The organism is Psychrobacter fozii (assembly GCF_003217155.1).
Classification (GTDB): Bacteria; Pseudomonadota; Gammaproteobacteria; order Pseudomonadales; family Moraxellaceae; genus Psychrobacter; species Psychrobacter fozii.
This window is the reverse complement of the sequence record NZ_QJSU01000007.1, coordinates 11936-27431: the sequence shown is the minus strand read 5'-3', so window position 1 is coordinate 27431 and position 15496 is coordinate 11936. Positions and strand designations below refer to the sequence as shown.

Below are 15496 nucleotides of genomic sequence, written 5' to 3'. Positions count from 1 at the left end.
TTTTTATGAGATTTATTTTCGATTCTTCCGCGTCTTCAAACGACGTAAGCGTTTCTCTTCTTCTTTGGCTTTTTTCTTTTCTTCAGCTGTGACACGCTGTTGAGCGACCACAATTTCTTCGGCTTCCGTCATGGCTGGTGTCTCAAGCGTAATACGTCCAAGCTTGGCACTACGTAATTCGTTAACCAGAATCTCAGACATGCGGTACGTATCGACTTGATTGCCCGAACGTACACAGCCGCGATTACGTCCAGCGACTTCAAAGAACTGCCAATCAGTCTTTGGTAGTTCTTCAATTTTATATCGGGTTTTTAGCAGCTCAGGATAAGCCTGCATTAGGTACTCAGCGGTGTAACTGGCCACATCAGCGAAGTCAAACGCCGTATCACGGATACCGCCAGTCGCTGCCAGACGATAGCCAGAGTTTTCGTTTTCGACTTTTGGCCATAGCATGCCAGGTGTGTCATAGAGCATGATGTCATCGTCAAGTTTAATCAGCTGCTGCGATTTGGTCACGGCAGGCTCATCACCGGTTCTTGCGACAGCGCGCCCTGCTAAGGTGTTAATCAACGTTGATTTACCAACGTTTGGAATGCCCATAATCATGGCTTTGATTTGACGACCCGTGCCGACTTTGTTAGGAACGAGTTGTTTGCAGATGGCGATGATGCGTTTTACATCGTTGGCTTTCTCTGTATCGCAAGCAATGGCTCTTACACCGCTTTGCTGCTCGAGATAATCCATCCATATTTGGGTCAACTCTGGATCGGCAAGATCAGCTTTGTTCAGGATTTTGATGACAGGTTTTTCGCCACGCAGTGCCGCGACCATTGGGTTTTCACTACTATAAGGGATACGCGCATCGATGACCTCGATGACCAAATCCATCTGCGGCATGACTTCTTTGATTTCGTTACGGGCTTTGTTCATATGCCCAGGGAACCACTGAATACTTGCTCTCTTATCCATCTGCTTTCATAACCTTTTATAAAAAATGCTAAAAGTAAAACCATTTACGTTTACTTTCTAATGGTGCTCAGTTTACTACAGAACCACATTGCTCACGCCACAATTTCACTTAACCATAATGCGAGGTCGTGATTAGGTCTTATCCTTTATCTCATCTTGTGAGGGCGGCAAGGGAGCCAAATAACCAATGAGCAGAATCAAACTGCCTGCGCCAAGGAAAGATATTACTCGCCAAATGGCTTCGGTCTGTGACAAATCGACTAACACCAGTTTAAGCACGACGACGCCTAACAGCCCAATACCCATAAACCACAGCGCACGCTGCCAGTAACGGCTGGCGATGATAGTGGCGACCAAGGCAAGGAGCGTCCACAATATCGTCAGTCCAGTCTGCACTTGCTCGCTTTGCCATGCGCCGCCTTGAGCACTGTCCCATAGTGGCGTGCCGATAAAGGCATGAAGCGTTCTGATAAGTATGCTGGATATCAGCCAAAAGCCAATAAGACCCAAAATAATCAGCAAATTATGAGTGGTAAATACTTTCTGAATATTCTTTTGAATCACGGTATTTTTTTGGTTTGGTTGCTCGTTATTATACTGCTGATTCAGGTAGTAAACACCAAAACTAACGAGTAGCGCTAGTACTGAGGTCATGTCATATAGATTCAACAGTGGGAAATAGGATATGCCCCAAATCACACCATCATAAGACCAATTGGTAATGATGACCCAACCTAGAGCAATGGGCGCAAAGATGGCGGCGCAGCTCAATAATGCCTGTTGCCAATCAAACCAGTAAAGTAATCCATGCGTTGAAGTTTCACTGATTGCTGTGTCTGTCTGACGAGAACGCTCAAGATGATTACTAGGATTATAGTAGCTGCCGTAACGATAACCACACCACAATCCTGCCAGTATTAAAGTAGTTGGAATCAAGACAGCCATCACGCCAGCAGAGGCGGGCAGACCATAATGTGCCACCGCCGCAATGACTAAAATGCCAGTGCCTAGCCAACTTGCACCATCATAGCGCGATAGATTGGCATCGCTATGCCATACCTTTAACCAAAGTTGTCCGACCGTGAGCCAACCAACCAATAAACAGGCAAACACGAACCATTCTGTTGATGACCATAATAGGTTCAACTCAAACTTCTGTGGTAGTTGGAGTACCAGCATTAGATAAAATAGAAGTAGCAGCCCATGACTCAGCTGTTTGGCTTCTGCCCAAGGCTGATAGCGGTTGATACTCCAATAGATAGCAAGACTCATCAGTGCTGCCAATGCAATCGTCATCGTATCGAGCTGCCAAATCTCAAACCAATGACTCAAATCAAGTACTAGGACTTGTAGCATCCATACGACAGCCGTCAAGGTCAGACACCATATCACTCTAGGGCTGCGCCAAACGAGGCCAAACACTTTGCTTTGGCTATTGACCGAAGTCAGCCACTGCTGCGCGGCTTGGTCACTGATACCCAAGGCACTGGCGTATATCGTGATTGAGTTTGCTGTAGTATTTTGCTCTTTGGAATGCGCTAGAGAACTGTCTACATTTGCATTTAATTCGGCATCCAAGCGGTCATTTAACATGGCTGGCGAGTTACTGGCACGTAAGATAAATACAGTGGCTAGATAAGCAATCGCTGAAATACTCAAGGCTAAAATTGGATAATCATTGCTAGGGAATAAGATGGCAGCCATCAACATGATGACACTGATGAGCTGTAATAACACACCGAATAATACCGACCATGCACGCAGTGAGCGTCGTCCGAACCACGCCAACGCCAGTCCTTGTGCTGACCAACCAAAGGCAATCCATTCTGCATCGAGTGCCAGCGGAATCACTAAGGCTAAAAATCCAAACCCTAATGCCAACATGCCTTCAGTGATTAAGGCATATCGCTGGCTACGCTGGATAAATAACCAGCCCAGTCCAAGATAAATCGCGCCTAAAACTGCACTGACGATGGTTAAAGCATGAGGAATATCCTCTAATAAAGCAGAAAATAAACCGAAAGCCAGTAGCGGTACTGAAAACAGTAAACCGGTATCAATGGGAAATACATATGTGCTATTGCCCACATGGACTTCATTTAAATACGCTATGTTATCTGCGCTATTAGTATGGTTAATGTCTTCTTCATTGAGCGTGTTATAGGCAATGATTTGTTGTGCATATCGAATCACGACAAAGAGATACAACATTAAATGTAGGGCAACCAGTAACACCAACGACCAGCGCTGCGACTCAATAATAGTGCTTAAGTTTTCACTGATGCCCCAGTAGTAGGCCAAGCCAAAGGTCACACTCACACCGAATAAATTCAATATCTTCCACGGCCGGTAATGACCAATAATGGCGATGGCTACATTTAGTACTAGATAATAGCTGAATAAGGCGACTAGACTGCCTGTATCTTCACTGGTCAAGATCGGTGCAAAGAAGCCACCTGATAATGCCAACAGCGCCAATGGAAAAGCATTTTGACGGACGGCGAGGGCAACAGTGACGGCAGATAATATGCCAAGCCCAATAAAGCTCGGTAAACTTGGAATGATTTGATAAACGCTATAAGCAAAAAAGATGCTCAAATAAGCAATGGCTAAGCCTGCGCCCTGCAACGTAATGCCATAGGAAAAGCGTTTTGCGGTGAGCTTTAACCCCAATCCTGCTAATCCCAACCCTACACCTCCGATTGCCATAAGCTTAAAGGCAATCGGAATCTCAATATAATCACTCAGTAAGCGCAGCAATAGTACGACGCCCACTAAAAGCACTAATACGCCGACACGTACGACCAGATTGCCACCGAAAAACCAGTTCTTAACAGAGTGGAATAGTGAGGTAACGATAGGCAAAGAGCTTTCATCTGGCTGAATCGATGCGGCAGGCGTTTTATTTTTTATTAAGTTTGAATTATCTAAAGTTGTATTATCTAAAGTTGTATTATCTAAAGATGCGTTATCAGCAGTGTTGGATACAGGGATTTCTGTCAAGTTTGCTGTCAGGTCTGAGGTAGCAGGAAAGGTTGGTGGTAATGGTGGCCACGCAGGCATCGTAGTATCTGTTGTTGATGCTTCCGTATTAACAGCTGCATTTCCAGTCATGCGCGCTTCAGTGGTCTCATTACTAGTATGAATGCTCTTGTTAGCGAAATGACGGTTACTATCCTTTTGCTGCTCAAGCTCGGCTTGTAGCTTGGTGACATCACGGCGCAGCTGTCCAATATGCCGATTTATTCTGACATATAGGGCAACCACCACGATTAATAAAGCAGTAAAAGCCATCCAGCCTAATTGGGCGATTAATAGATAGAACATCCTCATTACTCAATACAGCTGATAATGAAGTGATAATGACGCGATTTGCTCAGAAGTACAAGACGGTCCTTGCGACTTATAGTCAGCGAACTACTAAATCGCTACTGCGTCACCCTCCTCAAATGTACTATTTGCAGTCGGCTGCCTTTTATCTGTTTTAGATTGCTTTGACTACAATTGAAAGCTAACTTGTGAAAAGCTACTCAAAAAGAAAGGCCGCTTAATATTTAAGCGGCCCTTCTTTTTTTCATCTCTTACCTTGCTCTGAGTCTGTACAGAAAGTCTTTGAAATTTTCTGTTATGGCAACTTATGCCAAGTTAGCTTTCATAAACTCAAGCATGTTTTCCCAGCTCTGCTTAGCAGCGGCTTCATTATAGCCAAGATCGACTTCATTTTTGGCAGCGCGTTCATCGGCATGTGGATTGGTGAAGCCGTGTTTGGCGTTGTCATAGACATCAATAGTATAATCAACATCGGCGGCATCTAGCTCTGATTTTAGACCTTCGATAGCCTCCATTGAGACCATTGAGTCATCGCGACCGTGGGCGACCAATACTTTGGCCGTGAAGTTTTTGTCCGCTGGTTGTTTTGGTGATGGGTTACCGTGGAATGTGGCAACTGCTTTTAACGGCATCCCTTCACGTGCCATATCGAGGACGATTTTGCCGCCGAAGCAGTAACCAATCGCTGCTAAGTTGTCACCATCTACAGCTAGTTGATCACTGAAGTCATTGAGAATTAGACGGCAGCGTGCCATAAGCATGTCTTGATCTTCAAGCACTTGCTCCATCCACATATTGGCTTGCGCTGCATCGGTGGTCAATTTACCTTCACCATAAACATCCATTGCAACGGCAGCGTAGCCTGCTTCTGCTAAACGCTCGACCACTGATTTTGGATGATCGACCACGCCCCACCATTCTGGTGCCACTAAAATACCTGGCACTGAATTATCGTCTGATGCGTTTTCTGGCAATGCCACATAGCTAATAAGTTCGATGCCATTTTCGGTCGTGCTGATTAATTCGAATGTTTTAATTGACATATTATTGTCCTTTTTTATGTTGTGAGTTTTATTTATTTGTCATTGTAATAGTTCGTTTTTCTAACTTGTACTACCTTAACGCCCATAATCAGCAAAAACAGCTATAATAGTGTAACGCTCTTTATCAAAATGCTACTGCGACGCTATGACTATAAATTTGTTGAACAAATCTGCTGATAACTTACCTGATATAGCTGTTTCGCAGGTGCAATCAGAACCAAAACCAATCGTGAGCCTGTTTTCTGACAGCGAATCAAATGAAGCGTCTGAAACATTGCGCCCACAGTTTTGGGAACGCTTTAAGCTAGATGAATTGAACCATAGCGAATGGGAAGCGTTATGTGATGGCTGTGGTAGTTGCTGTTTGATTAAGTACATCGATGAAGATGAGAATGGTGATGTGGACGAAGAGCTAGTCGAGTATACCGATGTCACTTGCCAGCTGATGGATTGTGAGACGGGATATTGTGGTCACTATGCGACACGTCAAGAGCACGTGCCAGATTGTATTCAATTGACCATGGACAACCTGCCGCAGATGATGTGGCTACCATCGCACTGCGCTTACAAGCGATTGTATAAAGGGCAAAACTTGCCAAGCTGGCATCTATTATTGACCCAAGATGCGGTGGTCACGCAACAACAAATGCGCGCTGTTAATGTCGGTGTGGCGGGGCGCTGTGTCTCTGAAACAGGCATGTCTGATGAAGAAATGGAAGATCGGGTGGTTAATTGGGTCAACCCTTAGCCAACCTTCATCAGCCCTGTATAAATGCCAAATTATTTTTAGTCAGAAGCCTGAGCCGCAGACTCAGCTTTGGCTTCCGCACTATCTTGTGAGTCGGCCAGTGGCGGGATAGGGATGTCTTGACGAATCTGCTCAGAGAACTCGCGACCATTCAGACCAGACGCTAGATTCACCTGATTATCAAACCTTTTAACCTTTGGGTTGATATAGGTATGCTCGTACCACGTGTCCATTGACCATGGCTGACCATTGCTTTCTGGATTGGCATCTAGCATACCCACATTATATAAATAATTTGGTAGCCAGCCAGAAACCCAAATTCGATAATCCCACGGCAGACGATCGTCACTGACGATGCGCGCCATATAAAAAATAATATTGGTACAGTTGCTCGTCAACGTATTGTACCAAGCGGGCTTTGCATTTAGCTCATCGGCAGCGGTCAAGTAAGACTCAAACAGTGATTTGACCTCGTGTTGCTGCAAGCTGCTAACAGGAAATAGATAAACTTGCTCGCCGCGTGCATTGCTACGTGTATAGATAATATCGCGTTCTTCTGCGGCAATCAGACTCAGCTCATAGCGTCTAAAAAACCCAGCAAGCGCGGAGAACGACTCACCATTCTCTTTACGAATCTCAAATGAGAAGGCAAGTGGTCTATCATCTTCAAAGCGAAAGCTGACTAGGGTATGGGCAATCAATGGCCCCATCCAATAAGAGTTGATGACATCGACACCAGAGAGTTTGGACATATCGATTGTGCGAGTATCCCAATGCTCGGTGGCATCCTCGGCAGTATGCCAATCAAAGTTACGAATATTGGTCAGGGTAATCAAATCAGGATTGGTCGCATCGCGTTCATAAGAGACGCGCTGGCTGACCTCGCTCATCCAGTCATGCTCTTGCTGAGGCTCAATAGAAAAAAACCAGCCAACGCCAACCAACCAAATCGCAGCATATAAAGCGGTCAGTCGTTTAGTAATGATTTTTCTGCTAGTTTTTGCTTTAGTCGTTAAGGACTGGCTATCTGATTGCTTAGCACCTTTTGGCCAATAGCGGCTTTTGAGCAATGCGGTCAGCACACCAACAATCATTATGCCTGCTAGCCAAGTGATGGCCGAGCGCTCGCCAAACTGATACCAAATGGCAAGCAACAACCAAATGGCTGATAGTAATAAAGTGGTGATGATTAGACACTGCACAATATAATGTCGCCACGTAGACTTTGACGGAGTGCCATTCACAGAGTTGCTTTTCACAGAGCTGCTTTCTACGTTATGCATATTTACGTGGCTGTTATCTACGTTAGGATCATCTCGGCCGCTATGATTTACGCCACCACGAGCCATGTCGTTATCTGAACGATGATGCTTGGAGCGCGGTGAAAGCAGGCGAGAAAAAACAGAACGTAGCGACATAGCGTTTTTCTTAGTGGATTGAGGCTTTGACCATAGCAAAATTCATAACACACTGACAATACAATTTGAGTGAATTTGTCGTTGAATGTCGGTGAGTCATAAGATAAAGTGAAGCTAATTTATCGTGGTTTGTTTATGATTTAATACTGAATTAATGATACGCGACCTATTTTGTTTACAGTTTTTATCCCCATCTACGTTTTACCTGTTGTTTGTTCTTACTTTGATTTTTATTAACTAAATTTTTATTAACTAAAGAGGTTAAATCACACCACCATGTCTGACGACACTCCCAGCCCGAGTAGTTGGTCGATGCGCGGCTTAAAACGCTGGCTATCGACCGCCCCTGAAACCCGTGATGAATTGATTCGTTTGGTACAAGACTCGCGTCAATTCTTAGAGCCTGATACTGTCGATATGTTAGAAGGCGTGCTCGATCTGCCTGCGACCCAAGTGCGTGAAATCATGACCCCGCGCCCGCAAGTGATTGGTCTACATGAGAGCACCAGTCTCGCTGAAGTGATGGATATCATTCTTGAGACCACACACTCGCGCTATCCTGTTTTTGACAGTCAAGATGATGATGCCGTCATTGGTATCCTCTTGGCAAAAGATCTGATACCTATTCTCGTCCATATGGTGCGTGACCAAGAAGAGAAAATAGACAGTAAACGTCTCAGAGATTTGGTGCGTCAGCCACTATATATTAGTGAGACGGCTCGTTCTGATACCTTGTTACGCTCACTACAGCGTACGCAAGTGCATATGGCCATCGTCGTCGATGAGTTTGGTAACTTTGGCGGCGTGGTCACTATGGAAGATTTGCTCGAGGAAATCGTTGGGGATATCGTCGATGAGCATGATGACTTTGATGAGGACAGTGATATTAATAATATTATCGCTGATCCTGACAAGCCAAACACGTGGCGTGTGCAGGCTTCTACGGTGATAGAAGACTGTAATGATGAGCTTGGCTGTCACTTTGATGATACCGATGTCGATACAATGGGCGGTCTGGTCATGCAGGCACTTGGCTTCGTGGGTGATCTAGAAGGTGAGAGCGTCATAATAGATGATTGGAAAATCACGATTACTGATGTCGAAGGACGCTTTATCCAAAACTTAGAGTTGACCAAAACAGATGTTAATCAGCAAGTTTTGATAGGCAGTCATTGATCTGGTGCTAGGGCGTGTCCTCAATTCAATCGATAGTTATCTAAATGGGTTAAAAATGGCTAAATCTTGCCACATGGCGTCAAATAGCTGACTAATATCTCGATATTATCTGCGCTATTTTCCTTGTTTGACTGCGATTTATCTCATTTTTATCACCATTTTTAAAATGAGGACACGCCCTAGTCATCTAAAAGCTTATCGAGAAGTATAAGAAAACACGATTGCGGTCGTGTTTTTTTTGGTCTGCTATTAGCGTTTGCTACGCAATGTTACCTATTAATAGGTTGAGACTGGTATCATGGGCAGGTTTAATTTTTAGATACGGTATGGAATATTATACGGTCAGTTTCAGCTTGGTTTTTACCTGATTGCTGATGCTTAAAATTTTGAAAAATATGGTTTTGGATACCTGCTATGCGTCTGTCTACTGTTGATTTGCAAAAACGCCTGAACCCCGAGAAGCCAAAGGGCTTACCTCTAGCATTGACCGTGCTAATTGCCTTGCTGGCAGGTGCGGTGTTTATCTTTGCACTCGCGCCTTATGGTGTGTGGCCTGTAGCATTGGTGTCGCCTGCTATTTTATATGCATTATTGATGCCTGATATGAGTGGTAAGCGTGCTTTTCTTATCGGTCAAGCCTATGGTACAGGGCTTTTTTGTGTAGGCGCGTTTTGGCTTTATACTTCCATTCATACGTATGGTGCCATTCCAGTATGGCTGTCGCTACTTATGATTGCCATTATGGGGCTAGGCATGGGCTTGTTCCATGGATTTTTGGCACTGGTTTTCAATCGAATGGTCGGCCGTCAGCCATTGTCCTTTGCCGCGCTTTGGATACTACAAGAGTGGATGAAGACGTGGTTGCTCACTGGATTTCCGTGGCTGTTCGTTGGCTATGCCTTTACAGAGCAAGCTTGGCTGTCATCGCTCGCGCCAGTTGCTGGAGTGTTTGCTATCTCGTTCGTTGCCGTATTATTGGCAGCCAGCGTGGTCGAGCTGTTGCGTCGCCGTGGCGGTTATATGATTCCTTCGATCGCTTTGTTAGTGATTAGCAGCGTGTTATGGCTGATAAATCCGCAATGGACCAAGCCAAAAGGCACGCCCGATCTATCTGTATCGTTGATTCAAGGCAATATCCCACAAGATTTAAAATGGTTGAATGAATATCAACTCGAAACCCTAAATATCTATGCAACGCTAACGAGCACAGAGTGGGGAAGTGATCTTGTGCTATGGCCTGAATCCTCCATTCCTATGTCTCAGCTAGCTGCAGCTGACTTTATCAATGAAATGGCAAAATTGGCCAATGAGACAGATACGACATGGGTGACGGGCATACCTTATGTGGATGAAGCCGCCTACGATGCCAGTACCGATAAATATGCACCGTTTTATAATAGTGTGATTGCATTGGGCGCAGAGGGAGAAGGGCTGTATAAAAAGCAGCGTCTGGTACCGTTTGGTGAGTACATTCCGTTTCAGGGATTGCTAGATGTTTTACCTAACTTGGCTGGCAGTCAAGATATCATGAGCTATAGCCGTGGCAGTAACGAGCAGTCACCACTGCGTGTACGTGGTCATAACTTAGGTACGGCAATATGCTATGAAGTGGCCTATCCTGATACCACCCGTAGGAATGCGGTCGGTACGGACTTTTTATTGACTATCTCAAACGATGCTTGGTTTGGCAAGTCGGCAGGTCCATTGCAACATTTACAGATGGTACAGATGCGTGCATTAGAGAATGGTCGTTGGTTTATGCGGGCGACCAATACGGGCGTCACGGCTATCATCGATCATAAAGGCCGTATCGTTGAGCGTGCGCCGCAGTTTGAGCGTACCGTATTACGAGGCAATGTCCAAGCGCGAGTTGGCAGTACACCTTATATGCGCTTCGGTAATTATCCTATTTTGTTCATTATGACGCTGCTATTGCTATTAAGCTATTTTGGCAAGCGTGGGATCGCTCAACTTCGTTTGGGCGCGTCACGTAAATAAGAGATAGTGCTCGACTATAAAAGAGACTGGCAAAATTTGTCGATAATAAATCCTTTAAATACTTAAGGGTTTTAACAAATCGGTACAAATTGCGATATAATAGGCCAATATTTCAAATATTTTGTGCAAGGTGGATCAGGTATGTCAGAAGGTATCGTCAATAACAATCCAAAAAAAGAGCTGTTATACACTTTAGGTGGCATTGCCTTGTTTTTAGGTATTGTTTTACTTATTGGTGTTTCTGGATTTTTACGTCCAGCAGGACAGCACATTACTGTTCAGACTGCTGAGGAGTTAGCTGCTGCTGATGAAGCAGAAGCGACTGCCGCTGAAGATGCTGCTGCGCCAGCTAATGAAACAGCACCGGCAGAAACTGACACTGCAGCAGATGCAACTGTCACGCCAGCCACAGATGCTGGAGATTCTACTGCTGAAGGTTCTACTGACAGCGCAGTAGTGACTGCCGAAGCAGGTACCGCGACTGCCTCTGGCACCGTAAGCCAAACCGCCGTGGCTGATGCCGAATTGACCGCAGAGCAAGCGGACGGTGATTTGGAAGCTGGCGACGCAGCTGATGATACGGCAGCGGCACAGTAGTCTGTAGCATGGTCATTTTGATCTAACAGTGCTACTTAGCTATTAAGTAACAGATATTCAAGTGACAGCATTATGAAGTCTCTATCAACAGTGCTATAAGTATAATAGTAGTGTCTTCGAGACTAAGAAAAAAAGCCCTTTCTCAACTATTGAGAACGGGCTTTTTTTATGGGTAATTGTGTAATTTTTAACCAACTTTTTCTTTACTTGATTATAACCAAGTGAAACAATGTTCCGCCTATATGACCGTTCATCTGAATAATCAGGGGTTTGGTCATTACCAATATGATCTTTAAAGGAATAAAGTTATGGGCACAGAAACAAAATCGGGGGCTCATGCTGCTGAATTAGACGCACTAGATACTGGCTTTATGGGGCATCCAACGCCGCTACGTCCATTGTTTTTCACTGAGATGTGGGAGCGTTTTTCTTATTATAGTATTCGCCCGCTACTGGTCTTATTTATGGTGGCGACGGTAGGTAGTGGTGGTTTTGGCTTTGATGAAGTCACTGCTTCTGCTATCTACGGTATCTTTGCAGGTTCATTGTACTTGGCAGCTGTACCAGGGGGCTGGCTAGCAGATAACTGGCTAGGTCAGGAGAGAGCACTGTGGTGGGGCAGTATTATCATTGCCCTTGGCCATTTGTGTATTGCACTCTCTGCTATGTTTGGCATGACACTGTTCTTTGTCGGTTTAATCTGTATTGTCTTGGGCTCAGGGTTATTTAAGACCTGTATCTCAGTGATGGTTGGAGCCCTATACCCGAAAGGTGACTCTCGCCGTGATGGCGGTTTTACCTTGTTCTATATGGGTATTAACATCGGCGCGTTATTGGCTGCGCTAATTGTTGGTGTATTCAAAGAAAAAGGTATGTGGCATGTCGGCTTTGGCGTTGGTGGCTTGGGTATGCTGGTCTCATTACTCATATATCGCTTTGTAGCACAAAAGAATTTAACAAAATATGCTCGAGCTAAAGGCATCTCTGCCGAGTGGGAAAAATCCAATGATCAATACAAAAATGTCGGTCGCTGGGTTGGTGGTTTTGTAGCATTATTAGTAGCTGTAGTGCTATTGGTTTCTACAGGAATGATATCGTTCAATCCTGAGATGGTCGCAGAGTATATGACTTATATCATTGCTGCGGTGGTCATCCTATACTTCGCTATTATGTTCATTTCACCTAAGCTAGATAAGACAGACAAGCTGCGTTTGTTGATTTGCTTTATCTTAATTATTGGTTCGACGCTGTTTTGGTCGAGTTTTGAGCAGCAGCCAACGTCTTTTAACTTGTTTGCTGATCGTTATACCGATCTCAACGTTTTAGGCTTTGAAGTACCGAGTATTTGGTTCCAGTCGTTGAACCCTTTGTTTATTCTGATATTGGCACCTATCATCAGTATCATCTGGGTCAAGCTTGGTAATCGAGGTCTTGAGCCTAGCAGTATGGCCAAATTTGCACTGGGTATGCTACTCGCAGCGGCAGGTTTTGCATTGATGATTTTTGCTTCAAAAAGCATCTTAGCGCCTGGTGCTGGCTTGGCATCGCCACTATGGTTGGTAGGTAGTCTGTTGCTATTAACGTTGGGTGAGTTAGCACTAAGCCCAGTGGGTTTGTCTGCGATGACTAAGCTCGCGCCAGAGGGTATGCAAGGTCAAATGATGGGGCTGTTCTTTGCCTCTATTGCCATGGGTAACCTGGTTGCGGCCTTCTTTGGTGGTCATGTATCTGCTGACAAAATCGAAGGATTGCCAGGTCTATTTACAACCATGACAATATTCTTGGTGGTCACTGCCATATTCTTGCTGATATTAGCAAAACCTATCAATAAAATGCTCAAAGATAGCGAGCGTGAAAAGCAACTGGCCAAGCCATAAGGTATAGTCTGCCCACTATAAAACCGCTACAGCGTCAATCTCGCTAACCATACGAATGTATAGCTTGCCCTCGGTTTTCTTGTATCGATCTTATTTTGGATGAATTATAGGCTGATATACATTTGTGAATAACAACAGTACAAGTGGCGTATGATGAGACGTGTTACCATTATTGGTAACACGTTTTATTGTTTCAATTGGTGAGATACTTCTCTTGCGCCATTGAAACCTTGCCTTGCTATCTGCCCAAACATCTAATGGTGTTCTGCTGTCATACTATTCTGTTTTAATTATAGATAGTTTCATGTATCTGGCTATTTGCAAACTTTTAACTCTTAAACAATTGAATGTAATTGATTCTAATTCTAGTAATAATATGTCAATGAATGCTTAAAATGTTTCCACTCGAATAAGACGACTATCTATAGTCGCCGCACAGCAATAATTTTCTAAATCTAATTTCTTCCAAATTAATTGCTCTATCTCTAATAAGGACACTTTTAATGAATAAACAAACTATCCACGCTCGTATCGATAGTCTGCGTCAGACAATCGCTGCACAAGACCTGACGGCAATCATCGTACCGTCTGCTGATCCACATTTATCTGAGTACTTACCTGAATATTGGCAAGCACGCTTATGGCTGTCAGGGTTCACAGGTTCGGTCGGTACGCTCGTCGTGACGGCTGATTTTGCTGGTCTGTGGACAGACAGTCGTTATTGGGTACACGCTGCTGATCAGTTAGAAGGCACCGGAATTACTTTAGAGAAGCTGGCTCCAGGTCAGCCGAATCATATCGACTGGCTCGCCGAGCATTTACAAGAAGGCGATAGTGTTGCAGTCGATGGCAATGTGTTGTCTATCGCTGAGCAGGATCGATTATTGAATGCATTTGATGCCAATGACATTACCTTAATAACTGAGCGTGACGTGTTGACAGAGATATGGTCAGATCGTCCAGCGCTACCAGCTGCCAAGTTGTATGCTCATGATGAACAATTTCTTGCTCAGTCTGCCACCTCAAAACTTGCCGCTGTGCGTGCAGGTATGGCAGAGGCAGGAGCGACGCATCATTTACTTTCAAGTTTAGATGACATCGCATGGTTAACCAACTTACGCGGTGCGGATGTTGATTATAACCCTGTGTTTTTGTCACACATGCTCATCAGTGAAAATGACGCGATGTTGTTTATCGATAATAATAAAGTCAGTGCTGATATCGCCACAGCCCTAAAAGATAGCGGTATCACGATTGCTGATTATGATGCCGTACAAGAGGCATTGAGCGCCTTGACGCCAGAAGATTTATTGTTATTAGATCCAAGCAAGGTCGCAGTCGGTACGCTATCGAAGATGGCAGACGGTATCGGCTTTATTGAGAAAATGGCGCCAAGTACGTTACTCAAATCTGTTAAAGCGGATGCTGATATCGATCATGTGCGTGAGGCAATGCGTCAAGATGGTGCTGCCTTAGCTGAGTTTTTTGCGACATTTGAGCAGCGTTTAGCAAACGGTGAGCGTTTGAGTGAGCTAGACGTTGATAGCATGCTAATCGATGTACGTAGTCAGCAGCCACACTATGTATCGCCAAGCTTTCCAACGATTGCCGGTTTTAATGAAAACGGTGCGTTGCCACATTACCGTGCAACACCAGAAAAATTCAGCTACCTTGATGTGGCCGAGGGCGAGGGTGGGCTATTACTGATTGACTCAGGCGCGCAATATCAAAACGGCACGACGGATATCACTCGCGTGGTCGGTATCGGGCAAGTCAGTTCTGAGCATAAACGCGACTTTACCACCGTGCTAAAAGCCCATATTGCACTGGCAAAAGCGCATTTCCCTGACGGTATCGCTTCACCATTAATCGATGCCATTTGCCGTGCGCCTTTATGGCAAGCACAGATGGACTATGGTCATGGTACTGGTCACGGGGTTGGCTATTTCTTAAACGTTCATGAAGGCCCACAAGTCATTGCTTATAGTGCCAGTACGCCAAAAGAGCGTGCGATGAAAGAAGGTATGATTTCAAGTAATGAGCCAGGTCTATACCGTGAAGGAAAATGGGGCATTCGCATAGAAAACCTAATGGTTAATACGCGTGTGGCAAGCCCTACTGAGACAGAGTTTGGTAAATTCTTAAACTTTGAAACCGTTACCTACTGCCCAATCGACACCCGTTTGATTGAGCCGTCGTTATTGACTCAAGTAGAAATTGACTGGCTAAATGACTATCATAGCCAAGTTTATGCGGAGCTGAAAGACCGTGTCGATGGTGCAGCACTTGAATGGCTCACTGAGCGTACGCAGGCTATTTAAAGTAAAAGCCTATATCTGC

10 protein-coding genes are annotated in these 15496 nt (G+C 44.7%); 6 read left to right on the top strand and 4 right to left on the bottom strand.

All coding sequences use genetic code 11. The features are described from left to right. Positions 1-12: 12 nt before the first annotated feature. The 3 genes from ylqF to DFP82_RS09775 form a co-directional block, all read right to left on the bottom strand. The gene (gene ylqF / locus DFP82_RS09785; protein WP_110923560.1) at positions 13-969 is read right to left on the bottom strand and encodes a ribosome biogenesis GTPase YlqF; all 957 of its coding nucleotides are present in this window, start codon (positions 967-969) and stop codon (positions 13-15) included. 132 nt (positions 970-1101) lie between these two features. Then, positions 1102-4296 (bottom strand): DUF2339 domain-containing protein, encoded by a 3195-nt coding sequence (locus DFP82_RS09780; protein ID WP_110923559.1) that lies wholly within the window; start codon positions 4294-4296, stop codon positions 1102-1104. Positions 4297-4604: 308 nt separating this feature from the next. Beyond that, on the bottom strand, positions 4605-5342 hold the full coding sequence (locus tag DFP82_RS09775) for a dienelactone hydrolase family protein (protein ID WP_110923558.1): 738 nt from the start codon (positions 5340-5342) through the stop codon (positions 4605-4607). A 145-nt stretch (positions 5343-5487) separates the two neighbouring features. Here DFP82_RS09775 and DFP82_RS09770 point away from each other — a divergent pair, with 145 nt between their 5' ends. Beyond that, a complete protein-coding gene (locus DFP82_RS09770; RefSeq protein WP_110923557.1) occupies positions 5488-6090 on the top strand; it encodes a YcgN family cysteine cluster protein in 603 nt (200 codons plus the stop codon). Between the two features lie 38 nt (positions 6091-6128). On the opposite strand, the gene DFP82_RS09765 is transcribed toward DFP82_RS09770, so the two are convergent. Beyond that, positions 6129-7508, bottom strand: a complete 1380-nt coding sequence (locus DFP82_RS09765; protein ID WP_110923556.1) for an Lnb N-terminal periplasmic domain-containing protein — start codon at positions 7506-7508, stop codon at positions 6129-6131. A 276-nt stretch (positions 7509-7784) separates the two neighbouring features. On the opposite strand from DFP82_RS09765, the gene DFP82_RS09760 reads away from it, so the two are divergent. The 5 genes from DFP82_RS09760 (at position 7785) to DFP82_RS09740 (ending at position 15477) form a co-directional block, all read left to right on the top strand. Continuing rightward, positions 7785-8684, top strand: coding sequence for a CBS domain-containing protein (locus tag DFP82_RS09760; protein WP_110923555.1), 900 nt, complete (start codon positions 7785-7787; stop codon positions 8682-8684). Positions 8685-9098: 414 nt separating this feature from the next. Continuing rightward, positions 9099-10682 (top strand): apolipoprotein N-acyltransferase, encoded by a 1584-nt coding sequence (lnt, locus tag DFP82_RS09755; RefSeq protein WP_110923554.1) that lies wholly within the window; start codon positions 9099-9101, stop codon positions 10680-10682. Positions 10683-10823: 141 nt separating this feature from the next. Further along, on the top strand, positions 10824-11279 hold the full coding sequence (locus DFP82_RS09750) for a hypothetical protein (protein ID WP_110923553.1): 456 nt from the start codon (positions 10824-10826) through the stop codon (positions 11277-11279). 308 nt (positions 11280-11587) lie between these two features. Next, the gene (locus tag DFP82_RS09745) at positions 11588-13156 is read left to right on the top strand and encodes a peptide MFS transporter (protein ID WP_110923552.1); all 1569 of its coding nucleotides are present in this window, start codon (positions 11588-11590) and stop codon (positions 13154-13156) included. 503 nt (positions 13157-13659) lie between these two features. Further along, on the top strand, positions 13660-15477 hold the full coding sequence (locus DFP82_RS09740; protein ID WP_110923551.1) for an aminopeptidase P family protein: 1818 nt from the start codon (positions 13660-13662) through the stop codon (positions 15475-15477). The last annotated feature ends 19 nt before the right edge of the window (positions 15478-15496 follow it).

Coding starts and splice junctions, on each gene's coding strand:
- ylqF (WP_110923560.1), bottom strand. CDS start 969: ATGGATAAGAGAGCAAGTATTCAGTGGTTCCCTGGGCATATGAACAAA.
- DFP82_RS09780 (WP_110923559.1), bottom strand. CDS start 4,296: ATGTTCTATCTATTAATCGCCCAATTAGGCTGGATGGCTTTTACTGCT.
- DFP82_RS09775 (WP_110923558.1), bottom strand. CDS start 5,342: ATGTCAATTAAAACATTCGAATTAATCAGCACGACCGAAAATGGCATC.
- DFP82_RS09770 (WP_110923557.1), top strand. CDS start 5,488: ATGACTATAAATTTGTTGAACAAATCTGCTGATAACTTACCTGATATA.
- DFP82_RS09765 (WP_110923556.1), bottom strand. CDS start 7,508: ATGTCGCTACGTTCTGTTTTTTCTCGCCTGCTTTCACCGCGCTCCAAG.
- DFP82_RS09760 (WP_110923555.1), top strand. CDS start 7,785: ATGTCTGACGACACTCCCAGCCCGAGTAGTTGGTCGATGCGCGGCTTA.
- lnt (WP_110923554.1), top strand. CDS start 9,099: ATGCGTCTGTCTACTGTTGATTTGCAAAAACGCCTGAACCCCGAGAAG.
- DFP82_RS09750 (WP_110923553.1), top strand. CDS start 10,824: ATGTCAGAAGGTATCGTCAATAACAATCCAAAAAAAGAGCTGTTATAC.
- DFP82_RS09745 (WP_110923552.1), top strand. CDS start 11,588: ATGGGCACAGAAACAAAATCGGGGGCTCATGCTGCTGAATTAGACGCA.
- DFP82_RS09740 (WP_110923551.1), top strand. CDS start 13,660: ATGAATAAACAAACTATCCACGCTCGTATCGATAGTCTGCGTCAGACA.